Below are 24,099 nucleotides of genomic sequence, written 5' to 3'. Positions count from 1 at the left end.
GCCTGGCAGGGCGACATCGCGACCGGAACCTGGTCGCAGCTCAGTGATCGTGTGTACACGGCACCGGTCCTGGGGAATCCTCGTGCTCGACCTCGAGGACGGCCTGCCCGCCGCACGCAAGGACGAGGGCCGCGCCCGCGCCGAGCGCGCCGCCGCGGCCGGACCCGTGTGGCTGCGGATCAGCGCCGCCGGGACGCCCGACGGCGAGGCCGACCTCGCCCTCGGCCGCACGCTGGGCGGAGAGCTGGCCGGCGTGGTCCTCGCGATGTGCGCCGGCCCCGCCGACGTCGCCCACGTGGCGGCCTCGCTGCCGCCGCGGACGCCCGTCGTCGCGATGGTCGAGTCCGCCGCGGCCCTCCTGTCGGCGCCGGCCATCGCCGCGCACCCGGCGACGCTGCGCCTGGCCTTCGGCACCGGAGACTTCCGCCGCGACACCGGGATGTCGGCCGACCGCCTGGCGCTGTCGTGGCCCCGCGCGCAGCTCGTCGTCGCCAGCGCCGCCGCGGGCATCGCCGCGCCGATCGACGGCCCCTGCGGGCCGGTCGGCCTCGCCCACGACGCCGCGGCCCACGCGGCCGGCATGGGCTTCACCGGCACCCTGGCGCTCGACGACGCGGCCGTCGCGGGCGCGCACGCGGCCTTCACGCCGTCGGCGGACGAGGTCGCCTCCGCCCGCACCCTTCTCGCGGCGACGCCCGCCGGACCGGTCGACGGCTCGTACGCCCCCGCTCTCGCCCGGGCGCGTGCGCTCGTGGCCCGCGCGGAGGCCCTCGCCGCGCTCTGACCCCGGGTCGGCGTCGGCCGGGGGAGGAGATGCGGCGAAGGGAGGAGCCTGCGCGGCAGGACAGTCCTCCCGTCGCGGCAACGCCTCCCGTCCCCGCGCCGCGACCTCGTCAGCGGCGGCGGAACCAGCCCCGTCGGGGCGGGGGAGGAGGGGATGCCACGGGCACGGCGTCCCGCCGGCGCTCCGCCCAGCCGCGCACGCGCTCCTCGACGTCGACGGTCGGAGTGACCACCGGGGGTCCGCCGAGCAACTGGCGTCGTGCCTCGACGACCCGCCGGTTGAAGTCCTCGAGCGCTTCCCGGACCTCGGCCTCGTGCCGGATGGCATCCATCCGCTCGTCCAGCTCGGCGTGCTCGACGCGCAGGGTCAGCGCCGGCGGACCGAGACCGGTCAGGTTCTCGTTCTCGATCTTGCGACGGATCCACCAGTCCGGGTCGTGGGAACCGCCGAGATCGGGAAGCGGCTTGCCGGCGCCGGGCAGGTCGTCGAACTCGCCGCGGCGGATCGCCTGCTGGATCGAGGTCTCGACGTAGGCCGCGCGCTCGGCGGCGGTGGATCCGCGCTGCGGCGCATCGGCCGTCTCCGGCGGATCGGATGCCAGACCGCTCTCGCGCAGCTCCTGGTCGAGGCGGTACCGGGCCGCCGTCTGCCGTGGGTCGTCGCTCATCGTCGCCTCCGTGAGAAGGGGGTCCTTCCAGGCTACGTGCTCCGTCGGGCTCCGGTCCCGCGCGGGACGTCCGTTCACCGCTGCTCGGCGAGGCGGCGCAGTCGCAGGCGGGCCATGTCCTGGGCGCGCGGCCCGGAGCCGAGTGCGCGCTCGGTCGTCTTGAGGATCAGCCGGGTCGCCGTGACGACGGGCAGCGGCCATCGCCGCACCCCGAGCAGCCGACGCAGGTGCGGCGGGATGGTCGCGACCGCCGCGGCGAAGAGCACGCGATAGGCCAGCCCCATCGTGCCGCGGAAGGGCGGACGGCGGAGGAACCGCACGACGTCGTCCACCCGCTCGTCGCGGCGCAGCTCGCCGCGCTCGACGAACCCGTCGAGCTCGGCGCGCAGCGCGGCCCGGGTCGTGGGCGGATCGACGACCCGCATCAGTCGTCCGGCGGTGGCCCAGTCGGCCACGTAGGCGTCCGGACCGCCGGGGATGGGTCCCCCGTAGGCCTCGTGCGAGGCGAGGAACGCGTCGGTGAAGGCGAGGTGCACCCACCGGACGAGGTCCGTCTGCTCGGCGGTGTAGGTGCGCTCCGCGCCGTCGCCGCCGCGATACGTCCCCTTCACCCGCTGGTGGAATCGGCCGACGCGCGCCGTCTCCTGGTCGGCCTGGGTCTTCGAGCCGTAGGTGAGCGTGATCACCCAGCGGACCGTGCCGGTCAGGCGTCCGATCGGGTCTTCGCGGTACCGCGACCAGTCGTGGACGCCGGCGAGGGCGCCGGGGTGCAGAGCCTGCAGCAGCAACGCGCGGATGCCGGCGACGAGCGTCCCCATCCCCGCGTGCACGGTCCAGGCCGGGCCGTTCTCGACGAAATAGCCCGCGTCGTCGCCGTCGGCGATCGCCCGGACGTACGGTGCCATGCCGGTCGGGTCGCCCGCGAGGGCGATGAGCAGCTTGGCGCGCAGCGAGCTGACGTGACGCGGGACGCGCGGGGCGTCGGAGGGGGAGACATGCACCCCTCCAGCGTGCCATCCGCCGGAGGGGCTGGGCTCAGTGGTTGTGACTGATGACGGGGACGGTCCCGTCATCGCGCAGCAGCAGCGCGCCCTGGGTCGCGTTCAACGCGGGGGTCACGACGACGGCCACGACGGCGGCGGCCACGAGCAGGCCGATCACGCTCATGGGCTTGCCGGATGGGGATGCCGCGTCGCGGCGGGCGCGACGCAGGTGCACCGCGGCGGAGGCGCCGACCACGACGATCAGCGAGATGCCGGCGAAGACGGCCAGCACACTGACCCGCGCGGGCATCGCGAAGAGCACGGCGGCGGTCGCGACGAGGGAGACGAGGGCGCCGGTGAGCGCGATGCGGGGAACGGTGAGCCGTCCCGCGGAGAGAGTGGCGGCGCCCCACACGAGCGAGGCGAGGCCCAGTCCCACCAGGCCGACCCCGAGGCCGCGCGCGGCGGCCCCGGAGTCGGACCCGACGATCGCCCCCGCGCCGAGGGCCGCCATGATCAGGCCGGCCCCCCACGCGGCGGCGGAGGGCCACGACCGGACGAAGGTCGCGGCGTTCATCGTCAGACCGCCGAGGTGCGGGGGACGCTCTTCTCGGTGCCGAGGCCGACACCGAGGAGCACGACCGCGCTGGCGAGGTGCAGGAAGTGGTCCGGCGTGTTCAGGGCGAGGATGTTGGCCGCGGTGCCGACGAGGAAGAACCCGACGATGCCGAGGAGCAGGTAGACGGCGCCGACGGTGACGTTGACGCTCTTGGCGGCGCGCGCGTTGGCCAGGCCCGCGATCAGCAGCGCGGCACCGATGAGGAGGTGCGCGATGTTGTGCAGCGGGTTGACCTCGAACACGCCGAGCAGCAGGTTTCCGCTGGTCGAGATGAAGCCGACGCCGCCGGTGACGGCGAAACCGAGCAGGCCGACGAGCAGGTAGACGGCGCCGAAGACGGTGGCGACGATGCGGTTCGGTGACGAGCTCATGATGAACCTCCCAGGATGTTTGCAGCGACCGTTCGGCCGCGTTCATACATCTTCGGAGACAATCCCGGATTCGGATTGGCGTTTGCGCGTATCCGTCCGATCCGGTAGGGCGCCGGCTGCGACAGCCGGATACGACAGAAGGCCCCCGAGTACTCTCCGAGGCCCTCCGCAACAGCGACGACGATACGGCCGCGGCGGTGCCACCGGGAGGGCTTGCGCGATCGGCGCTCGCGGGATAGGTCGCCGTCTGGCACACTCGCGCCATGCGATTCGAGACGACGCTGTTCCAGAGCGGCAACAACACCGGCATCGAGGTCCCTCCCGAGATCGTGGAGGAACTCGGCGGGGGCAAGCGCGCGGCCGTCACCGTCGACGTCAACGGATACGTGTACGCCAGCACGCTCGCCGTCATGGGCGGCCGTCACCTCATCCCGTTCTCGTCCGACAAGCGTGCGGCGACGGGTCTGACGGGCGGGGACCCGATCACGGTCGAGCTGCAGCTCGACGACGCGCCGCGCACCGTCGAGGTGCCCGACGACCTCGCGGCGGCGTTGGACGCGGCCGGGGTCCGTGCCGCGTTCGACGCCCTCAGCCCGAGCGCGCGCAAGGCGCACGTGACCGCCGTCACGGGGGCGAAGGCCGCAGAGACGCGGGCGCGCCGGGTGGACGCCGTCGTCGCCAAGCTCTCCTGACGCCGTCCGACGCGGCGGGACGGCGCCGCTCGCGCTTACGGGGTCGGGATCTGTCTCGAGGGCCGGGGCCGTGGCATCCTCGCGCCGCCGAGCGGGGGCACGCCTCGTCCCGGCACCGTGGCATCCCCGGCCGCCGACCGCTCGAGGGTGGACGATCCGCGCGAGCGGCTCGACGGGGCGAGGTCCGTGGACGATAGCCTGGAACGGGAGGTCGCGTGGGCCGCACGAAGGATGCCATCGCCGAGGGGCTGTCGATCGCGACGGCCGCCGCGCGGCTCGCTGTGCGCAACCGCATCCTCGTCGAGACGATCGCGCGCGGCGGTCACTACGACAACGAGACCTTCGCGGAGTTCGCCCGCGAGACGCTGCAGTCCCTCGCGGACGAGCAGGACCAGGCGGCGGACCGCGTCACCGCTCAGCGCAAGCGCGCCTGGGGGCGGTTCTCGGACTCGTCCGGCACGCACGACTACCGCGACCGCGACACGCGCAATCTCCGCCGTCGCGCCAAGCAGTCGCGCGGGGTGGCGAAGGAGCTGCGCGCCCGCGCCGAGGACCCCGCGCAGGTCGCCGCCCTCGTCGCCGACGCCCGCATCGCGGCGTGGGGCGACGTCGAGGCGAACCTCACCCAGCGGCTCGACGTCGAGGGGATGACCGCGGACTCCGACCCCGAGTACGCCACGATGCGCCGCGCCCGGATGGACGCGCTGCGGATGGTCGACCTCGCCCGCCTCGCCTCGCAGGCGAAACGTCGGGCGAAGGAGCGGGCCGCCGAGGTCGAGGCGTCCGCGCGCCCGGGGGAGGAGGCCCCGGATGCCGCCTCCTCCGACCCCGCGGAGTCGGGCCCGGAGGAGGCCGCGCCCGCCCCCACCGGCAAGAAGAAGAAGAAGGCCAGCGCCTAGCACGTCCGGGTGTCGTCGCGGCGGACGGCGTGCCCGTGGTTATCCTCTGAGCAATCGAGGAGGCGGACATGGCGGAGCGACGGATCGGGCGGAAGACGCGCGCAGCACGGCAGGGGTACGCCCTCGTCACGGTGACGGCGCGGGACGCCAACGGCTTCGTCCACCACTACGACGAGATCGAGACGCCGATCGGTTCGCTGCACGAGGCCGTCGCTGTGATGCAGCTGCACTCGACGGCGACCGAGGCCGCGCATCAGGAGTCCGGGACCGCCTGACCCCGCCCGCGCGAATGCCGGGCGATCCTCGATCGCGCCCGTGAACGGAAAAAGGCCCCGGCCGGAGTTTCCTCACGGCCGGGGCCTTGTCACTGTCTCAACACAGTGTGCGCCCGAAGGGACTCGAACCCCTAACCTTCTGATCCGTAGTCAGATGCTCTATCCATTGAGCTACGGGCGCAGGGCCTCCGCGCGAAACGGCGCGCAGGCCGTGGTCCAGCATAGCCGGAGCCGTGACGGAGGTCTAATCGGCACGGTCCATGCTGCATCCCGGGCGTGGCGCGGAGGTGTCCGGCGGGTGACGCGGCGGCGACGTAGTCTGGTCGGATGAGCGCGTACGTCTCGGCGTTCGAGCTGTTCTCCGTCGGCGTCGGACCCTCGAGCTCCCACACGGTCGGGCCGATGCGGGCCGCCGCCGACTTCGCCGGGCGTCTGCGCACCGGCGGGGTGCTGGACCGGGTGGCATCCGTGTCCTGTGTTCTTTACGGCTCGCTCGGGGCGACGGGCATCGGCCACGGCACCCCCGACGCCGTCGTCGCGGGCCTGCAGGGGCACCACCCCGAGACGGTGGATCCGGATGCCGTGCGCGCGGCGTGGACGCATTGGCCCGAGGGGCGCCGCCTCCTCCTGGCCGGCGCGCACGAGATCCCGTTCGCGAAGGCCGACGTCGTGCTCGCGCCCCGCACCCGCCTGCCCGGGCACCCGAACGCCATGACGCTCGTCGCGCGCGCCGCGGACGGCGAGGTGTTGGCCGAGGACACGTACTACTCCGTCGGGGGCGGCTTCATCCGCCGCGAGGGCGAGGCGCCGCGGGTCGCCGCTGCGCCCTTCCCGCTCGCATTCGACGACGCCGCGACGCTCCTGGCCCTCTGCGACGAGCGCGGCATCACGATCGCCGAGGCGGCCCGGCTCAACGAGGCGGCGCTGCGCACGGACGAGGAGATCGCCGCGGGGCTCGACGCGATCTGGGATGCCATGTCCTCCTGCGTCGACGCCGGCCTCCACCACGACGGGGTGCTCCCCGGGATGCTGAAGGTCAAGCGGCGTGCGTCGGCCATCCGGGCGCAGCTCGAGGCCGTCGAGGCGGACGGGCGCCGGGAGCTCCCCGGGGAGTGGCTCGGGGCGTTCGCCCTGGCCGTCAACGAGGAGAACGCCGCCGGCGGTCGGGTGGTCACCGCCCCGACCAACGGAGCCGCCGGGATCCTCCCCGCCGTCGCCATGTACTGGTGGCGCTTCCTCGCCGACTCGGGGCTCGGGGCCGGCAACGCCGTCACCCCGCACGGCGAGCTCGTCGGCAGCGCCCTGCTCGGGTACGACGGGCACGCGGTCACGCGCGGCGAGGTCGCCGCCTGGGACGACGGCGACATCGCCGACGCCAATCGGCGTCGCGGCATCCGTCGGTTCCTCCTGACGGCCACCGCTCTCGGCTCCCTGTTCAAGGCGAACGCGTCCATCTCGGGGGCGGAGGGCGGATGCCAGGCGGAGGTCGGGTCGGCCTGCGCCATGGCCGCGGGCGGTCTGACGGCGGTCATGGGCGGCACGAACCGGCAGATCGAGAACGCGGCGGAGATCGCGATGGAGCACCACCTGGGGCTCACCTGCGATCCGGTCGGCGGTCTCGTGCAGATCCCGTGCATCGAACGCAACGCCATCGCCGCCTCGACGGCCGTGACCGCCGCCCGCCTCGCGCTGCGCGGCGACGGCAGCCACTACGTGTCGCTCGACGCGGTGGTGGAGACCATGCGGCAGACGGGCATCGACATGTCGACCAAGTACAAGGAGACGAGCGAGGGCGGCCTGGCGGTCAACGTCATCGAGTGCTGAGGCACCGGTCGCGGTCCTGACGGCGAGGCGCGGGCCGGACGCCGGGCGCGCGCCGGGGTCAGCGGGCGCGGAGCTTGGACGTCAGGTCGCGCAGGAGGGCGAGCTCCTCGTTGTCGAGGCGCGCCATGCGCTCGGCGATCGAGCTGCCGTGGGCCGCTGCCATCCGACGGAACATCACGGCGCCCTCCTCCGTCGCCCGAACGAGCGAGCCGCGGCCGTCCTCCGGGTCGGGGCACTTCGTGAGGAGGCCACGGGCGACCATGCGCTCGACGAGGCGGGAGACGCTGGGCTGACTGATCAGCATGTTGGCCGTGACGTCGCGCAGGCGGGCCGTGTTCCCGGACCCGCGGGTCACGGTGAGGAGCACGTCGTACTCCGCCTGAGTGAGGTCGGTGGACTCGAAATCCGACCGGATGTCCTCGAAGACCTCGTGCTGCGCACGGAACAGGCTCTCCCACGCCTGGACGGCGAGACGTCGATCGGTCATGCATTCACATTAGAGGCGTCTGAGCGGCCCCCGGGCGCAGGCGCCGGTACCACATCGAGGTGGACGGCCTCGTCACCTGCCGTCCACCCGGCCGCCGAACGCGATTCACCCCCGCGGTCGCCGCGCTGCCTACCGTCGACCCGTCCCCCCAGACGAAGGTGGCCCCGCCATGCGCTCTCCGCATCCCCGTGTCCTTTCCGCCGCTCTGGCGACCGCGCTCGCCGCGGGCGCCGTGCCGGTGCTGTCCGCACCGGCCGTCGCGGCCGTCGCGACCTCGGCGCCGATCGTGGTGACGGAGATCGTCGCGGACAACCCGGGGGTCGACACGTGGGAGTACGTCGAAATCCACAACGTCTCGGATGCCGTGGTCGACCTGTCCGCGGCCGGGATCTCGTTCGCGTACTCCTACAGCGACTCGGCGGACCGCACGAGGGACGTCGCGCTCACCGCCGAACCGCTCACCCTCGCCGTCGGCGAGACCGCCCTCCTCTGGGTGAGCTACACCAACGCCAGCGTCGACACGTCGGTCCGGACCGTCGAGGAGTTCCGCGGCGCCCACAACGTGCCCGCCGACGTGCAGGTGGCCCGGCTGACGGGACAGGGGGGCATCGCGAACGGCGGGGACCGCGGCATCCGGGTTCTCGACGACGGCGAGCTCGTCTCGTGGTCGCATGCGCCCGCGGCCGGGTTCGGGGTGGGTCTCGCGACGCACTTCCGGCTGGCCGGCGACCCCGCCCAGCCCCGCCTCGACGTGTTCGGGGTCAACGCCGCCCCGTCTCCGGGGGCCGTGCTGCCCGAGGCGGTGTCCCGCCCGGGGACCACGCCGACGCCTGCGCCCAGCACTCCTGCACCGGAGCCGACGACCCCTGCACCGGAGCCGACGCCTGCGCCCAGCACTCCTGCACCGGAGCCGACGACCCCCGCGCCGGAGCCGACGACCCCTGCGCCGGAGCCGACCCCCGCGCCGACCGGACCGACCGCTCCGCTGCAGGTGACGGAGCTCCTGCCCGACTCGGCGAACGTCGGCGGATCGGACGGGTACGAGTTCATCGAGGTCTACAACGCCACCCGCGCGCCGATCGACTTCGGCGACTACGCGATCGACTACCTCTACCCCGTCGAGGGCACGGTGAGCCGGTGGCCGGCCGTGCCGGCGGACGTCGTCATCCCCGGCGGCGGGACGCTGGTGTTCTGGATCAAGAACGGCGCGAACGACGCGCTCACCGCCGAGGACTTCAACCGGCGCTTCGGTACCGCCCTCACCGCCGGGACGGACCTCGTCGAGATCTCGTCCGCCGGCATGGCCAACGGCAGCCCACGGGGCGTGCAGGTGGCGACGAACACCGGCCACGTCATCAGCACGGCGTTCTACAACCTCGACGGGCGGGACGACACGCAGGCCGACCGCGGCATCCGCTACACCACCGGGGACGACCTCGCACGTCAGCGTCTCGTCGACATCGTGCCGGCGACGCCCGGCGCCGTGCAGCCGGACCAGGTGCCCGCCGCGCTCGCCGACGTCCCGGCGGACGTCGAGGAGCCGCTGGTCGTGGATCGCACGCCGGGGGAGATCGCGACCGGTCAGGACTTCACCCTGGAATTCGCCCTCTCCGACGACGTGGACGTGCGGACCGCGACGCTCACGCTGGGGAACGACGTCGACCCGGAGCCCCTCCGCGTGAACCTCACCGACTCCGGCGACGGCGTCTACCGTCACACGGTGACGGCCGTCGACCTCACCGGCAAGCGGTGGTACGCGTACACCGTCGAGGCGCGGGACGGGACGAACATCGCCCGCACCGCCGAACGCCGTGTCACGGTGGCCGGCGTGTCGACGGACCCCGTCCGACTCAACCTGGACGAGGGCCGGTTCGTCAGCGGCAGCACCGAGGTCGTGGCATCCGGTGACGCCTACCCCAGCCCCCTCGCGCTGTCGATCGACGGTCGGACGGTGGAGACGACGCCCAGCCTCGAGGCGCGACCCATGTTCGTCTTCGAGGCGACCAACGTGAACTACTACTTCAAGAACGGTGTGCGCGTCGGCGACGAGGTGCTGACGATCTTCGACACGGGCACGGAAGGGTGGGAGACCATCGCGACGCCCGTGCCGTTGGAGCACGTCGTGCGCGGTGACGACCTGACCGTGTCCGTCTGGGCGGGGACGAAGAAGGCCCCGGAGATCGACCCGGACGAGAACAACGACGACTTCGAGATCCGCGGGCTCCGCCTCGTCCTCCCGGACGGACGCACGTTGACCCCGGCGGACTATGCCGACCCGGCGGCGATCCTCCGCATGGGTGACAGCGCCGGCAAGCTCGACTTCTTCGACGCGCGCTTCGACATCCCGGAGGACGCGTTCTCCGCCGTCTCCCACACGTGGGACACCGCCGCGCGCGCGGACGGCGACGCCGCGGTCTCCGCCACCGACGGAGACGAGACGGTGGCGCGCACGGTGCGTGTCGACAACACCGCCCCGGTCGTGACCTCGCGCATCGAGGACGGCACCGCCTACCGCGGCGTCATCGACATCGACGCCGCGGTGGAGGACACGGGCTCCGGCGTCGCCGCCGTGACGGCGCGCCTGGACGGTCGCGAGATCCCGCTCCCCTTCCAGACCGCGTCGGTCGATCTGGTCGCCGGTGACCACGTCCTCGAGATCGTCGCCACCGATGCCCTGGGCAATGCGGCGACGTGGAGCGCGACCTTCGAGACGTACGACGAGCAACCCGCGGCCGGTCTGCTCGCTCCCGCCGAGGGCGCCGAGGTGACGGCCGGCGACGTGACGCTGCACGCCAAGGTCGAGGATCCGCAGGGCGACGCCCTCGACGTGGCCTTCCTCGAAGGACGCCGTCTGGACCTCGCCGACGGCGACGTCGAGGCGCAGTCGGGCACCGTGGCCGATGCGGCCGCCGTCGAGCGCGCCACCCCCGTCACGCTCTCGCCGGCTCAGGCCCGGACGCTGGCGGAGGTCGACGGCGCCGGCGACGACGTCGCCAGCCGGGAGGCCTTCCCGTACCAGGCGTTCGACATCGCCGTGGACTCCGCCGACGCGGGCGCGGAGGTCCGCGCGACGTGGGCGGGCCGCGCGAACGCGGGAGCGACCGTCATCCTGTCGGCGCTCCGCCCGGACGGGTCGGGGTGGGACGAGGTCGACCGGCACGTGGCGCTGACGGGCGACGGGGCCTTCACGCTCGACGGGGTCGTCCCCGTGGACGCGTACACGGTCGACGGGTCTGTCCGGATACTCGTGCAGCACTCGGAGGGCTTCGCGGCCCCCGACCGGAGCACCCGCGACACCGCCGTGACGCCCCACAACCCCGCCGATGTGCCGCGATCGGAGTACGACTTCACGCTCGGGTGGGAGTCGGACACGCAGTACTACAACGAGAACACCCTGGAGGGCGAGCCGTACAGGCATCAGCAGGCGATCCACTCCTACTTCCTCGACCGGCGGGACGAGCTGAACCTGCAGTACGTGTTCCACACCGGCGACATCGTGGACGACTACGACCAGCTCGAGCAGTGGGACCGCGCGGACGTGGAGTACGCACGCCTGGATGCCGCGGGGCTTCCCTACGGCGTGCTCGCGGGGAACCACGACGTCGGCCACGACGTCGGCGACTACACGAACTTCGGCCGCTACTTCGGCGAGGCGCGGTTCGCGGACACCCCGTGGTACGGCGGGAGCTACGCCGACAACCGCGGGCACTACGACCTCGTGTCCGCCGGCGGCATCGACTTCCTCATGCTGTACACCGGTTGGCTGCCGGACGATGCGTCGATCGCCTGGATGAACGAGGTGCTGCAGCGTTACCCGGACCGTGTCGCGATGATCGCCCAGCACGAGTTCATCCTCACCACGGGCGGTCTGGGGGCGATCCCGCAGCGTGTGCTCGACGAGGTCGTCGCCCCGAACCCGAACGTGCGGATGGTCATGTCCGGCCACTATCACGATGCGTTCCTCCGGACCGACGCGTTCGACGACGACGGGGACGGTATCGACGACCGCACCGTGTACTCGATGCTGTTCGACTACCAGGGCCTGCCCGAGGGCGGTCTCGGGTACCTGCGGCTGCTCCACTTCGACAACGAGGGCGAGCGCATGATGGTGCGCACCTACTCGCCGTCCCTCGACCGGTACAACGCGGACGAGCCGAGCCTGCTCGGACCCGCGGACGACCCTTACGTGAACCAGGAGTTCGAGCTCACCTACGACCAGCTCGGCATCGAACCCGTCGAGCGTCGGCTGGGAACCGATGCCTTCTCCGCCGAGATCCTGGGGGCGGAGGAGATCGCCTCGTTCTCCGACGTCGCCAGCGGAACGATCCTGTCCGCGTCGTGGCCGGTCGCCGAGCCGGGCGAACGGGGCTGGTACGTCCGGTCGAGCGACCCGTTCGGCGCGGTCGACTACTCGCGTGTGTCGTTGTTCTCCGTCCTCGCCGCGCCGGTCGAGCCGGGTGAGCCGGTCGAGCCCGGCGAGCCGGGGGTGCCGGGTGAGCCGGGGCTGCCGGGTGAGCCGGGGCTGCCGGGTGAGCCGGGGCTGCCGGGTGCGGGTGGGTCCGGCCAGCCGGGCGCGGACGGTGGCGCAGGTGCGCCGGGAGTCGGCGCCGGGGCGGGCGACACTCCGGGACGCAATCCGCTGGCGGTGACCGGAACGGATGCCGCGGCCTTCCTGCCCTGGGCACTCGCTGCGGGGGTGCTCATGGCAGTGGGCGGTGTACTCCTCCTCCTGCGCCGCCGGGCGCGGCGCTCCTGAGCCGCGCCGAGATCACGTGATCCCGCCGAGGTCACGTGATCCGGCGCGACCGAGCGTGGGATCTCGCCGAGAACACGTGATCTCGCGGACGGAGGAGGGGATGGCGCCACCGAACCCGGGACAGAGTAAGGGCCGGTCGGAGAGGCTTCCGACCGGCCCTTGTCCCTTGCACCAAGAGTGTCCTGCAATCACATGTCGGTAGCTGCCACAGCAAAACAACTACCGTGCTTGCACTCTATAACGGTGAGATAACGGAAGGGAAGAGCTGTCGTTATGTTTCCGTGATGATTTTCCGTGGGCGGGTCCTCCGCGGTCTCAGCGCCCGCGGACGTGGTTCCACTGCGTGATGACCTCGGAGCCGTGCTCGAACCCCAGCTCGCTGACCGCCGATGTGCCGAGGACGAAGTACCGCCCGCCGGCGGCGGTGAGACCGAGCCACACGCCGGCGAGGGCGCGGAGAAAGTGGGCGTGCGAGAACACGAGGATCTGCTGTCCCGCCTGAACCCGCGGGCGGAGCTCGTCCAGGAGCGACGCGGCGCGCGCGGTGACCTGCGCGACGGTCTCGCCCGGCGTCGCCCCCGCGGGGGAGCCCGCCTGCCAGATCGTCCAGGGTCGGCCGAGCTGGGCGACGATCTGCGGCGTCGTCAGCCCCTCGTAGGCGCCGTAGTCCCACTCCACCAGCCGGGGCTCCGGCCGCGCCTGCGGGTACCCCGCTCGCCGCGCCGTCTCGACCGCGCGCTGCAGCGGGCTCGTCAGGACGAGGTCGTACGACCGTGTCGCGAGGAGCGTCCCCGCCAGCTCGGCCTTGTACGCGCCCGTCTCGGTCAGGGGGACGTCCGTGAGGCCGGTGTGCCGGCCGGAGCGACTCCATTCGGTCTCGCCGTGTCGCACGAGCACGAGGCGCCCGTCGGGTTCGGTCAGCTCGTCGTCCTTCATCCGTTCATCCTGCTCCCTCGCTGCCGGGTCAGGCGCCGACGGCATCCAGTGCCGCCCCCAGGTCGGCGAGCAGATCGTCGGGGTCCTCCAGCCCCACCGACAGGCGCAGGTGCCCGAAACGTCGGAACTCCTCGGGATACGTCGCCGTGCGGGGGCCGTCCGCCGCGGTGTGGACGATCAGGCTGTCGTCGTGGCCGAGGGAGAAGCCCGACGTGATGAGGCGGAGCGACGCGACGAACCGATTCTGGGTGTCGGGGTCGCCGTCGACGGCGAACGCCATCATGCCGCCGTATCCCCGGTCGGCGAACTGCCGTCGCGCGACATCGTGGCCGGGATGGGAGGCGAGTCCCGGATAGGCGACGAACGCCACGCGCGGGTCCGCCGCGAGCATGTGGGCGATGCGCTGGGCCGACGCGAAGTGCTGACGCAGACGCAGCGGCAGCGTCACCGACCCGCGCTGGATCAACCAGGCGTTGAACGGGGAGATCACCCCGCCCACATCGACCATCGCGTCGGCCTTGATGGGCGCGATGAGCTCGGAACGCCCGATGACGGCACCTCCCATCGCGTCGCCGTGCCCGTTGATGTACTTCGTCAACGAGTGGACGACGAGGTCCGCGCCGTCCGCCAGGGGGCGGTAGAACGGCGGGGGAGTGAACGTCGAGTCGACCATCAGGAGCGCGCCGGCCTCGTGCGCGATCCCGGCCAGCATCGCGATGTCCGCCACCTTCGTCGTCGGGTTGGCGACGGCCTCGACGCACAACAGCCGCGTCTCCGGACGCATCGCCGCGCGCACGGCATCCGGATCCGTCACATCCACGAAAGTCGCCTGGATGCCGTAGCGACGGGGCAGCAGCTCGGTCCACAGCCGCCAGGTGGCCTCGTAGACGACATCGCTGACGACGACGTGGTCGCCCGCCTGCACGTGGGTGAAGAACACCGCGTGCAGCGCCGCGACACCGGACGCAAGGGCGACGGCCTCCTCGCCGCCGTCGAGAGCGGCGAGCTTCCGTTCCAGAGCGAGCTGGTTGTGTCCCGAGTTGCGGGTGTACAGGCCGGGCCCGGTCGCGGACCAGCTGATCTCGCTCGGATCGTCGGGCAGGGCGTACGAGTTCGCCATCACGAGCGGCGTGCGCAGCGCCCGGGTGCTGTCGAGCTCGATCCCGGCGTGCACGGCGAGGCTGGACTCGCGGAGGGTCGCGGCGTCGGCGCGGTCGGGGCGTGACGTCATCTCGGTGGCCTTCCTGTCGCGGCGACCGACGGAGGGAGCGGGTGATCCGCGGCGTCGCTGCCGTCCACCGGGGCCGTCGTCCCAGCGTAGTGAGCGCCGCCGTCCGCTATTTCGATTACTCTGACCGGCGGCGTTCCCGAGCCCACCGGCCCGGACGGCATCCGAACGAGAGAAGACCCATGAAGCGAACCGTCGCGCATCCCGTCGAGCAGTCCCCGTCCGAGGAGTCGCCGCGGACGCTGCGCCGATCGATGGACGCGCGCCACCTGGTGATGATCGCGCTCGGCGGGGTCATCGGGTCCGGGCTCTTCCTCAGCTCCGGCTACACGATCCATCAGGCGGGGCCGCTCGGCGCGGTGATCGCCTACCTGCTCGGCGCGTTCGTCGTGTGGCTCGTCATGATGTGCCTCGGCGAGCTCGCGGTCGCCTACCCCGTGTCGGGGTCGCTGCACATCTACGCGGCCAGGACGATGGGGCCGGCGACGGGGTTCGCCACGGCGTGGATGTACTGGCTGTGCTGGGTCGTGGCGCTCGGCTCGGAGTTCACGGCATCCGGGATCCTCATGCAGCGGTGGTTCCCGCAGGTCGACGTGTGGGTCTGGTGTCTCGTCTTCGCCGGGGTGCTGTTCACCCTCAACGCCATCTCGGCGCGCGTGTTCGGCGAGACCGAGTTCTGGTTCGCGCTCATCAAGGTGGTGGCGATCGTCGCGCTGATCGTGCTCGGCGGGATGGCGATCTTCGGCTTCACCCCGCTGTCTGCGGAGAACCCGGGGGCCGTGCTGTTCAGCAACTTCACGACGCCCGAGGGGCTGCTCCCCGCGGGGATCGGCGGAGTGCTGATCACCTCCCTCGCGGTGTTCTACGCCTTCAGCGGCGCGGAGCTGGTGGGCGTCGCCGCGGGGGAGACGAAGGACCCTGCCCGCAACATCCCGCGTGCCCTGCGCTCGACGGTCGTCCGCCTGCTGGTGCTGTTCGTGTGCTCGATCGCCGTCATCGCCGCCCTGCTGCCCTCCGAGCAGGCGGGTGTGACCTCGAGCCCGTTCGTCGACGTCTTCGAGTACGTCGGCGTCCCCTTCGCGGCGGACATCATGAACTTCGTCGTCATCACGGCCCTGCTGTCCGTCGGGAACAGCGGACTGTATTCCTGTGCGCGCATGCTCTTCTCGCTCGCCGAGGAGGGGCAGGCGCCCCGGGTGTTCACGCGACTCACGCGGCGCGGCATCCCGCTCCTCGCCCTGCTCGTGAGCCTGGGAGTCGGGCTGGTGTCGCTCATCTCGAGCGTGATCGCCGCCGAGACCGTCTATCTGGTGCTGGTGTCCATCGCGGGCTTCGCGGCGGTGGCGGTGTGGATCTCGATCGTCGCCGCCCAGTTCTTCCACCGCCGTCAGTTCGTCGCCGGCGGGGGAGACCCCGCGACGCTGCCGTACCGCACGCCGTTCTACCCGGCTGTGCCGATCGTGGCGTTCGTGCTGCTCACGGCATCCATCGTGGCCATCGCCTTCGATCCCGCCCAGGCGCCGGCGCTGTACTTCGGGATCCCGTTCGTCCTGCTCTGCTACGGATACTTCTGGCTGCGCTACAGACGTCGCGGGCGCGTACCCGCGCCCGTCGTGAACGAAGAGGCGCCCGTCGACCGCCGCGACTGAGCCTCGGCCCTCACGTCCTGCCCGCGGAACGCTCCTCCTCGATGAGCCGCTTGGCGCGGGCCAGGCCCTCCGCCAGCGTCGAGCGGGCGGTGCCTTCGACGATGGGCTCGACGAAGCGCAGCAGACCCGTCGGCTCCGCCTCGAGCGAGCTGCGGACGCGGCATCCCGTGTCCGTCGCCGTGAAATCGAACCGCATGCGCGCCGGGAGGGTGCCGGAGTCGCTCTCGGCCGCCATCTCGCGCGGCGCGTCGAAGGCCGTCACACGCCATTCGAACTCGACCTCGCGTCCCATGACGCTCATGCGGGTGCGGATCCTGCTGCCGGGCGCGACCGGCGGGGGCGTCAGCAGCTGTTCCGACATGACCGTGTGATCCCACTGCGGACGCCGGGCCGGATCCGTCAGGAATGCGAACACCGCGTCCGGCGGACCGGCGATGTCGATGGTCTCCGTCACGTGGAACATGAGCGCCCCTTCCCTTTGGTCGAGCCTGTCATGATCCCGGGCGCGGCGGGCCGGGTGGGGGTCGGGAAGGGGCAGAGGGGATGCCACCGGCTCGCGCTGTCCGCTTCCTGGTGGAGGCGAGGTCGGGAAGACGGCAGAATGACCGCGGGGGTGCGCCGTTCGGAGGCGCGCCTCGGGACGGTTCCTCCCCAAGCGCAGACCGCCGTGAGTTGTCCACGGAAAGGGCATTTGACCTGGTCTTCGTCTGCGCCTCGCCCTAGCGTGGGGACATGATTTCCACGCCTCCCGCGTTGCCCGGCCTCCCGGCACTCGACGCCCTCGCCACAGTGGTCGACGAGGTCGTGACGGCCGAGGCGGCGGTCCCCGCAGCGGAGGCGCGGCGGGTGCGGGCGCTGGCGGCGGCGGGCCGGTACGCCCAGGAGGCGATGGCAGGGCAGAGGTCCCGCGTCCGGGCTTCCGAGATGGCGTTGCGAGAGGTGGCGTCGGAGATCGCGGCGGCGACCGCGCTGTCGGACCGGTCCGTCCAGCGGCAGATCGACGAGGCGATGACGCTGTCATCCTCCCTGCCGGGGGTCGTCGCCGCCTGGGAGGCGGGGGCGCTGTCCCGGTCGCACGTCCGCGTCATCGCGGATGTCGGCGCGCGGGTCCCTCCCGGGCGGAAGGGCGAATTCGACCGGCTGGCGGTGGAGGTGTCGCCGGGACTGTCGCCGGGGCGGTTGCGCACGACGCTGGCCGCGATGGCGGAACGGCTCCACCCCACGACGGTGACGCAACGTCACCGGGCCGCCCACGGGAGGCGCGGCGTTCGTCTCGTGCCGGGGACGGACGGCACCTCGGATCTGATCGCGACCCTCCATCCGGTGCACGCGGCGGCGATCTACGACCGTCTCACCCAGCAGGCTCACGCGCTCATCGACCTGCGGTCGGGCCCGGCGCTGGATGCCGCGGACGAAGCGACCCGTGTGTCCGAGCGGCCCACCGGAGAGGCGCTTCCGGACGGGCCGGACCCCGCGGACGAGCGCACGACGGATCAGGTCAGGGCGGACATCTTGACCGACATGCTTCTCACCGCCGCGCCCGCGGCCGATCCCACGCGGGAGGGAGACGGGCCGGGGACGCTCGGAGCGATCCGCGCACGCGTGCAGGTCGTCGTGCCGGTCCTCACCATGCTCACCCCCGAATCGGAGAACCTCGCGCCCGCCGAGCTCGTGGGTCACGGGCCGGTCGACGTGGCGACCGCCCGCGCCCTCGCGGAGGCGACGACCGTGCCCTGGGACCGCGTCCTGACCCACCCGGTGACCGGTGAGGTGCTCGCCACCGACACGTACCATCGGACAGCCGCCATCGACCGTCATCTGCGCGCTCGCGACCGTCGCTGCCGGTGGCCCGGCTGCACCGCCGCCGCCGTCCGGTGCGAGGTGGATCACACCCGGGATCACGCGCTCGGGGGAGCCACCCACGTCGGCAATCTCGCTCACCTGTGCCAGCGCCACCACAGCCAGAAGCAGTTCACGCGGTGGACGGTCCACCAGCATCCCGGGGGAGTCCTGGAGTGGACGTCCCCCACGGGGCGCACGTACCTCGACGTTCCGGAGGCGTATCCCGCCGCCGTCGCTTTCGTCTCGACCGAGCTGGAGGGAACGGCGGCGGATGCCCGGGGGGAAGGCGACGTTCCGCGGGCGGATCGACCTGTCCAGCCCCCGGGCGGGGAGGACGACGGGGATACGCTCGTGCCGCCGGGGCGAAGGAGAACTCATGACCGCTGAACAAGAGCTCCCGAGCGTGTCCGCCGGTGGAGGGGTCGGGGCGGGTGCCGCAGGGACGGACCCCGCGGGGAAACCCGACCGGATCGACACCCTCGTCGTCGGGGCGGGCATCGCCGGCCTCACCGCCGCGCGCCTCCTGCAGCGAGAGGGGCACCGCGTGCTCGTCCTGGAGGCGCGCAGCAGGGTGGGGGGACGCGTCTGGACCGATCGGACCGGCGGCCGCATCACCGACCGCGGCGCCTCGTGGATCCACGGCATCCACGACAGTCCCGTGGAGCAGGCGGCCCGGGCATTCGGGATGCGCATGGTCGAGTTCACGGTCGGCGGCTATCAGCCCGACAGCCGTCCGCTCACCTACTTCGACGCCGCGGGGGCGCGCATGAGGCCCGACGCCGTCCGGCGCTACGCCGACGACATCCGCACCGTCAACACCGTGCTCGAACGTCTCATCTCAGACGCCGGATCCGAGGCGACCTTCGGTGACCTGGTGGAACGGGCTCTCGCCGAGCAGGACTGGCCGTCAGCGCGCGTCGAAAGCGTCCGCGAGTACAACGACCGCCGTGCGCAGGAACAGTACGGTGTGGCGATGATGCATCTCGGTGCACACGGCCTCGACGACGACGTCATCGACGGTCCCGAGGTGGTCTTCCCCGACGGGTACGACGAGCTCGCCTCGCGCCTGGCCGACGGACTGGACGTCCGCCTCGGTCATGCGGTCACCCGCGTCGCCTGGACGTCCGAGGGGGTGGTCATCAGCACCGCAGACGCCTCCTTCGCCGCGGCACGGGCGATCGTCACCGTCCCGGTGGGGGTGCTTCAGGCGGGGGACCTGGTCCTCGAGCCGCCCCTGCCCCCGCGGCAGGCGCGCGCCCTCGCGCTGTTCCGCATGAACGCGTTCGAGAAGGTCGTCCTCCGCTTCCGCCAGCGGTTCTGGGAGGACGGGGTCTACGGCATCCGGCAGCTGGGGCCCGAGGGGGAATGGTGGCACTCCTGGTACGACCTGGGACGGCTCCACGACGAGCCGGCGCTCCTCACCTTCGCCGCGGGACCGGCGGCGATCGCCACGCGCGACTGGAGCGACGATGACATCGCCGCGTCCAGCGTCGCGCAGCTGCGCCGCCTCTACGGCGACGCCGTGCCGGACCCGACGAGCGTGGTGGTGACCCGCTGGCAGGACGACCCGTTCGCCCGAGGCTCGTACGCCTACATGCTGCCCGGCTCGGTGGGCGCCGACCACGACGTCCTGGCGGAACCCCTCCGCCCCGCGCCGTCCGGTCCGGCGGTCCTTCATCTCGCCGGAGAGGCCACGTGGGGCGATGATCCCGCCACGGTGCCGGCCGCTCTGCTCTCAGGTCATCGCGCCGCCCAGAACGTGCTCGAACGACCCGTCGCCGTCAGCGACCTCTGGGCGTGACGACGGAGACCTCTGAGTGTGACGACGAGCACGGGGCCCGGGACGACGAGGGCGAGCCGCGGGATCAGGACGGGTTCGGGCCGGTCGCCGCCGGGAGCTCCGGGTGGTTCGCCCACTGACTCCACGAGCCGACGAAGACCCGCGGCTCCAGACCCGCCAGAGCCAGAGCGACGGCCTGGTGCGCGGCCGTCACACCCGATCCGCAGTAGACGCCGACGCCGACGCCGTCCTCGGCGCCGAGCAGGCGGAACCGTTCCCGCAACGCCGGCGCGGCCAGGAACCGGCCGTCCGGTCCCAGGTTCTCAGTCGTCGGCGCGCTCACCGCCCCCGGCACATGACCCGCTCGGGGATCGACGGGCTCCACCTCCCCGCGGTACCGCTCCGCCGCACGCGCATCCAGCAGGAGGGAGTCGTCGGCGAAGGCCGCGACGTCCTCGAGCGCGAGCACGGGCAATGACGTGTACGACAACGAGACGGTCCCCGGCGCGGGCAGCGCCGCGGCGCCCGACTCGAGGGGGAGTCCCGCCTCGGTCCAGGTGCGCAGGGCTCCGTCGAGCAGACGCACGTCGGAGACGCCGGAGTGGCGGAGCAGCCACCACGCGCGGGCGCTCGACAGGTTGTTCAGGTCGTCGTACACGACGACGGTGTCACCGTCCGAGATGCCCCAGCGCCGCGCCGCGGCCTGCAGCTCGTCGACGGACGGCAGCGGATGCCGACCCTCCTCCGGCCCTGCGTGCCGCGCCAGCTCGACGTTCAGGTCGACGAACTGCGCCCCGGGGATGTGTCCGGCCTCGTACTCCGGCCGGCCGTCCGGCCGGTCGAGTCGCCACCGCACATCCAGCACGCGGACACGGTCCGCACCGGGTCCGGTGAGAGCCTCGTGCAGGGCGGCGGCGGTGATGAGGATCGGCGCGGTCGACATGTCCCCAGTCTGGACCTCTGTCGCCCGCGACGCGTCCGGCCCGCGACTGTCGTCAGCGGTCGGGGTTCGTCGCCGCGCCGTCGAGCCACAGGGTGGAGCTCGCATCCGCGTGCGTTCCGCCCGACCCGACGTGCTTCTCGCTGATCTGCGGACCCTTGGTGATGACGTGCACGAGCGCCATGCCGTGACCGCGACCGAGGTCGTACTCCTCCCTGGCCCACTGCAGGATGGGCCCCGCCGTGGTCCGCGGTCCGAACCCGCGCTCCTCGGCGAGCGCGATCAATTGCCGCGGGGTGAGCCCCGTCTTCTTCTCGATGGTGTCGAGGTACGCCTGGAACGACATGACGGAAGGGTACTCCCGACGCGCTAGCGTCGAAGGATGGCCGTCTCGATGCATCGCGCCCCGGTCGCCGACATCCCCTCCGAGACGCTCTACCGGATCCTCTGGCTCCGGGTGAGCGTCTTCGTCGTCGAGCAGGAGGCCGCGTATCCGGAGATCGACGGTCGCGACATCGAGCCGGGCGCCGAGCTCCTCTGGGCGGAAGAGGACGGCGAGGTCCTCGCGACCCTGCGCATCCTCCGCGAGGCGGCGAACACGAGGATCGGCCGCGTCGCGACCGCCGCCGCGGCGCGCGGGCGCGGCTTGGCCGCCGATCTCATGCGCGCGGCGACCGGTCAGCTGGACGTCGACGCCCCCGGCATCCCGACCCTCCTCGACGCGCAGGCGCACCTCGCCGACTGGTACGCCCGCTTCGGATTCGTCGTCTCGGGCCCGCCGTTCGCCGAGGACGGCATTCCGCACCTGCCGATGCGTCGCACCCACCTGCGGACCGACCGGCTGCAGCTGCGCGAGTGGACCCGCACCGCGGAGGACCGGGACTTCCTCTTCGACATGTACCGCCGCCCCGAGGTCCGGCGCTTCCTCGGCGACGGACGGGTGATGACGGATGCCGCCGAGCTCGACGCCCTGCAGGACCGCTGGACCGCCCTCGCCGACGGGGTGCTCGGCGTCCGGGCCGTGACCCGGCACGACGGCCGGCGACTCGGATCGGTGCTGCTCAAGCGCATCCCCTGGTCGGAGGGGGCCGGCGGGGGCCGCGACGCCGAGATCGAGATCGGGTGGCACTTCCACGCCGACGCCTGGGGTGCCGGCTACGCCACCGAGGCGGCACAGGCGGTCCTCTCCCTCGCCCACGCGTCCGGCATCCACCGGATCATCGCGGTCACGAACCCCGCCAACGCGGCATCTGGAGCCGTCGCCCGACGCCTCGGCATGAGGTCCGACGGGACGACGACTGACTACTACGACACCGCGTGCGCGCTGTACGTCAGCGAGGCGCCGGAGTGAGGGGCCGCCGCCTCGTCCAGGGCGCCGCGGGGCTCGCGGCGCTGACGATCGCGCTCTCCGCATGCGGACTGTCGCTGCCGTTCTCCCTCGGCTTCGGGAGCGGATCGGACGGGACGTTCGACGGATCCGAGCTCACCGTCCCCGTCCTCCACAGCTCGGGCGCGAAGGGCGGCGTCACGACGCAGCGGATCACCGCGGCGTCCGCCGACGGCGCCGGACTCAGTATCGACATCACCGAGAACGACGTCAGCGGCGTCGACGCGGTCACCCAGTCCGGGACGTGGGCGGCCGTCACCGCGGCGACCCTCCTCACCGGCGCACAGCCCGACACCGCGTACACCTTCGGCTTCGACGCGCGCATCGCGACGCCCGCCGCCGGTGCGATCACCGCCGTCGGCGTCCTGGCGCTGTACTTCGACACCGACGTCCAGCCGGGCGTCGCCCTCGCCGGAACCGTCACCCCCCTCGGCACCATCGGCCCGGTCGCGGGGCTGCCCGAGATGGTCTCGGCCGCCATCGACGCCGGGGGCATCGACACGATCCTCGTCCCCGCCGGGCAGCGGACGGCTCCGGATGCCACCGGCTCCCTCGTCGACCTCGACCAGCTCGCGGCGACCGGCGGCATGACCGTCTCCGAGGTCGCCGACGTGGCGACCGCGTACAGCGTCGTGACGGGGGCGGACCTCCCGGCATCCGTCTTCCCCACGCCGCCCGCCACGCCCACCCCGCTGCCGACCGTCGCGCCGGACGGCGATCCGGCCGCGGCCGGGGACGACGGCGGGGGAGGGGATGCCGCCGATGCCGGGCTGCGCACGCTGACCGCGCGTCTGGAGACGGCCGTCGACGACCTGGCGGATCCGGCGGCTTCCGACGCCGATCCCGGTCGGGCCACGGCGGCGACGGCCGCCGCTGATCGCGCGGCGGCGTTGCAGGAGGCCGGCGACGTGGCGGGGGCCATCGAGGCGACGGCCGGCGCGCTCGACCTGGCGGCCGCGGCGACGGCGGCGCGGGTGTCGGCGACGGACGCGGCGCAGCTCGCCGACCGGACCGCTACGGCCAGCGAGGCCCTGCTCGACCAGCTGTTCACCGCGCCGCCCGCGTCTCTCGACGAGGCCGACGCCGTCCTGCGGGTCGCCCGTTCGGCCGTCGACGCGTATGCCCTGAGTCGGTTCGCCGCGCAGACCTTCGCCGCCACGGGCGGAGCCGACGCCGGGTCGGACACGACGGATGCCGGAACAGCCGCGTCCGCGACGACGGCGGCGGTCGTGGCCGCCTCGGCGCTGCAGACGGCCGAGGACATCCGCCCGGACGGCGAGACGGATGAGGGTGCCGACGCGGGTGCCGCTGGCGCGCTGGCGGACGGGGCGGACCTCACGGGGCTGGCGTCGCTGCTGCGTCGCGCGACCATCGCCACAGAGGATGCGGCGGACGCCGTTCTTCCGACGGGGGACGCCGAGAGCGCCGGGGGGTCGGCGGATGCCGCCGACGTCGGGGATGCCGCCGACCTCCTCCCGCTTCGCCTTGCGGCGATCGACGCGGCCCGTGAGGACCTGACCGCCCTCGCCACGGCCGCGGACGGCACCGCAGTTGGCACTGGTGACGGCGCCGGGTCGGGGGGCTGGGCCGCGCTGAGCGTCGCGACGTCGATGTACGTCCTGTGCGCCCCCGTCCTGACCACGGAGCCGGACGGCGTGCCGCTCGGCCGCGCCGCGGACGGCACCCTCCGCGACACCACTGCGGAGGACGCCGCGGACGGCAGTGCCGTCCTGACGCGGCCAGCCGTGGCCGAGGAGTGGACGGTCCACGCGATCGAGGCCGTGCAGACCGGCGGCGCCGACGCCGCCTTCCTCCGCGGTGCGTTCGCGGATGCCGCCCTGCGGTCGTCCGCCGCGACCGCCGCGACCCCGACGAACCCTGCTCCAACGGACACCGACGCGCCGTACATCGCCCCGTTCGTCACGGCGCGCGTGCTCGCGTTCGCCGCGGGAGCCGAACGGTCCTGACGACGGCGGCCGG

Annotated in this window: 21 protein-coding genes and 1 tRNA gene; 11 read left to right on the top strand and 11 right to left on the bottom strand. The window is 72.8% G+C overall.

Annotated elements, in window-relative coordinates:
- The first annotated feature begins 82 nt into the window (after positions 1–82).
- Positions 83–784: an aldolase/citrate lyase family protein gene (locus ACO03V_RS15155; protein ID WP_423138165.1), complete on the top strand. Its 702-nt coding sequence runs from the start codon at positions 83–85 to the stop codon at positions 782–784.
- Positions 785–893: 109 nt separating this feature from the next.
- On the opposite strand, the gene ACO03V_RS15150 is transcribed toward ACO03V_RS15155, so the two are convergent.
- From ACO03V_RS15150 to ACO03V_RS15135, 4 genes are all read right to left on the bottom strand, one after another.
- Positions 894–1,451: a DUF1992 domain-containing protein gene (locus ACO03V_RS15150; protein WP_423138164.1), complete on the bottom strand. Its 558-nt coding sequence runs from the start codon at positions 1,449–1,451 to the stop codon at positions 894–896.
- Between the two features lie 74 nt (positions 1,452–1,525).
- Positions 1,526–2,452, bottom strand: a complete 927-nt coding sequence (locus tag ACO03V_RS15145) for an oxygenase MpaB family protein (protein ID WP_367733080.1) — start codon at positions 2,450–2,452, stop codon at positions 1,526–1,528.
- Positions 2,453–2,486: 34 nt separating this feature from the next.
- Positions 2,487–3,011, bottom strand: a complete 525-nt coding sequence (locus ACO03V_RS15140) for a hypothetical protein (protein ID WP_423138163.1) — start codon at positions 3,009–3,011, stop codon at positions 2,487–2,489.
- A gap of 2 nt (positions 3,012–3,013) precedes the next feature.
- On the bottom strand, positions 3,014–3,424 hold the full coding sequence (locus ACO03V_RS15135) for a DUF4383 domain-containing protein (protein ID WP_367733084.1): 411 nt from the start codon (positions 3,422–3,424) through the stop codon (positions 3,014–3,016).
- Positions 3,425–3,687: 263 nt separating this feature from the next.
- Here ACO03V_RS15135 and ACO03V_RS15130 point away from each other — a divergent pair, with 263 nt between their 5' ends.
- The 3 genes from ACO03V_RS15130 to ACO03V_RS15120 all read left to right on the top strand — a co-directional run bounded on the left by ACO03V_RS15130 (position 3,688) and on the right by ACO03V_RS15120 (position 5,290).
- Positions 3,688–4,116 carry a YdeI/OmpD-associated family protein gene (locus tag ACO03V_RS15130; protein WP_367733086.1) on the top strand — a complete coding sequence of 143 codons (429 nt, stop codon included), beginning with the start codon at positions 3,688–3,690 and terminating at the stop codon, positions 4,114–4,116.
- 215 nt (positions 4,117–4,331) lie between these two features.
- A complete protein-coding gene (locus ACO03V_RS15125) occupies positions 4,332–5,015 on the top strand; it encodes an asparagine synthase (protein ID WP_367733088.1) in 684 nt (227 codons plus the stop codon).
- Between the two features lie 68 nt (positions 5,016–5,083).
- Positions 5,084–5,290 (top strand): hypothetical protein, encoded by a 207-nt coding sequence (locus ACO03V_RS15120; protein ID WP_367733090.1) that lies wholly within the window; start codon positions 5,084–5,086, stop codon positions 5,288–5,290.
- Positions 5,291–5,398: 108 nt separating this feature from the next.
- On the opposite strand, the gene ACO03V_RS15115 is transcribed toward ACO03V_RS15120, so the two are convergent.
- Positions 5,399–5,471: transfer RNA gene (locus ACO03V_RS15115), tRNA-Arg, on the bottom strand.
- Between the two features lie 146 nt (positions 5,472–5,617).
- Between ACO03V_RS15115 and ACO03V_RS15110 the strand changes: the two genes are divergently transcribed.
- Positions 5,618–7,114 (top strand): L-serine ammonia-lyase, iron-sulfur-dependent, subunit alpha, encoded by a 1,497-nt coding sequence (locus ACO03V_RS15110; protein WP_423138162.1) that lies wholly within the window; start codon positions 5,618–5,620, stop codon positions 7,112–7,114.
- Positions 7,115–7,172: 58 nt separating this feature from the next.
- Here the strand turns inward: ACO03V_RS15110 and ACO03V_RS15105 are convergent, their stop codons facing one another.
- Entirely contained in the window at positions 7,173–7,601 is a 429-nt protein-coding gene (locus ACO03V_RS15105) for a MarR family winged helix-turn-helix transcriptional regulator (protein ID WP_367733094.1), read from the bottom strand.
- Positions 7,602–7,770: 169 nt separating this feature from the next.
- Between ACO03V_RS15105 and ACO03V_RS15100 the strand changes: the two genes are divergently transcribed.
- Positions 7,771–12,357, top strand: a complete 4,587-nt coding sequence (locus tag ACO03V_RS15100) for a metallophosphoesterase (RefSeq protein ID WP_423138161.1) — start codon at positions 7,771–7,773, stop codon at positions 12,355–12,357.
- Positions 12,358–12,672: 315 nt separating this feature from the next.
- Here the strand turns inward: ACO03V_RS15100 and ACO03V_RS15095 are convergent, their stop codons facing one another.
- Together ACO03V_RS15095 and ACO03V_RS15090 are read right to left on the bottom strand one after the other, a co-directional pair.
- The gene (locus tag ACO03V_RS15095) at positions 12,673–13,293 is read right to left on the bottom strand and encodes a histidine phosphatase family protein (protein WP_423138160.1); all 621 of its coding nucleotides are present in this window, start codon (positions 13,291–13,293) and stop codon (positions 12,673–12,675) included.
- A 28-nt stretch (positions 13,294–13,321) separates the two neighbouring features.
- Complete coding sequence (locus tag ACO03V_RS15090) at positions 13,322–14,524, bottom strand: trans-sulfuration enzyme family protein (RefSeq protein ID WP_423138159.1); 1,203 nt, start codon at positions 14,522–14,524, stop codon at positions 13,322–13,324.
- 179 nt (positions 14,525–14,703) lie between these two features.
- Between ACO03V_RS15090 and ACO03V_RS15085 the strand changes: the two genes are divergently transcribed.
- Positions 14,704–16,170, top strand: a complete 1,467-nt coding sequence (locus tag ACO03V_RS15085; protein ID WP_423138158.1) for an amino acid permease — start codon at positions 14,704–14,706, stop codon at positions 16,168–16,170.
- 10 nt (positions 16,171–16,180) lie between these two features.
- Here ACO03V_RS15085 and ACO03V_RS15080 read toward each other — a convergent pair whose 3' ends face one another.
- Positions 16,181–16,633, bottom strand: coding sequence for an SRPBCC family protein (locus ACO03V_RS15080; protein ID WP_423138157.1), 453 nt, complete (start codon positions 16,631–16,633; stop codon positions 16,181–16,183).
- 269 nt (positions 16,634–16,902) lie between these two features.
- Here ACO03V_RS15080 and ACO03V_RS15075 point away from each other — a divergent pair, with 269 nt between their 5' ends.
- Together ACO03V_RS15075 and ACO03V_RS15070 are read left to right on the top strand one after the other, a co-directional pair.
- A complete protein-coding gene (locus ACO03V_RS15075) occupies positions 16,903–18,399 on the top strand; it encodes a DUF222 domain-containing protein (RefSeq protein WP_423138156.1) in 1,497 nt (498 codons plus the stop codon).
- On the top strand, positions 18,389–19,813 hold the full coding sequence (locus ACO03V_RS15070; protein WP_423138155.1) for a flavin monoamine oxidase family protein: 1,425 nt from the start codon (positions 18,389–18,391) through the stop codon (positions 19,811–19,813). Before ACO03V_RS15075 ends, ACO03V_RS15070 begins: the two co-directional genes overlap by 11 nt.
- 64 nt (positions 19,814–19,877) lie before the next feature.
- Here ACO03V_RS15070 and ACO03V_RS15065 read toward each other — a convergent pair whose 3' ends face one another.
- Both ACO03V_RS15065 and ACO03V_RS15060 read right to left on the bottom strand, forming a co-directional pair.
- The gene (locus tag ACO03V_RS15065; RefSeq protein WP_423138154.1) at positions 19,878–20,735 is read right to left on the bottom strand and encodes a sulfurtransferase; all 858 of its coding nucleotides are present in this window, start codon (positions 20,733–20,735) and stop codon (positions 19,878–19,880) included.
- Between the two features lie 52 nt (positions 20,736–20,787).
- Positions 20,788–21,078 (bottom strand): DUF4287 domain-containing protein, encoded by a 291-nt coding sequence (locus tag ACO03V_RS15060; RefSeq protein WP_423138153.1) that lies wholly within the window; start codon positions 21,076–21,078, stop codon positions 20,788–20,790.
- A 36-nt stretch (positions 21,079–21,114) separates the two neighbouring features.
- On the opposite strand from ACO03V_RS15060, the gene ACO03V_RS15055 reads away from it, so the two are divergent.
- Complete coding sequence (locus ACO03V_RS15055; RefSeq protein WP_423138152.1) at positions 21,115–22,083, top strand: GNAT family N-acetyltransferase; 969 nt, start codon at positions 21,115–21,117, stop codon at positions 22,081–22,083.
- Positions 22,080–24,086 carry a hypothetical protein gene (locus ACO03V_RS15050; RefSeq protein WP_423138151.1) on the top strand — a complete coding sequence of 669 codons (2,007 nt, stop codon included), beginning with the start codon at positions 22,080–22,082 and terminating at the stop codon, positions 24,084–24,086. The genes ACO03V_RS15055 and ACO03V_RS15050 overlap by 4 nt, the downstream gene beginning before the upstream one ends.
- Positions 24,087–24,099 lie beyond the last annotated feature (13 nt).

The sequence above is a fragment of the Microbacterium sp. HMH0099 genome (assembly GCF_049384025.1).
Taxonomy (GTDB): domain Bacteria; phylum Actinomycetota; class Actinomycetes; order Actinomycetales; family Microbacteriaceae; genus Microbacterium.
This window is presented reverse-complemented; position numbering and strand designations above follow the sequence as displayed.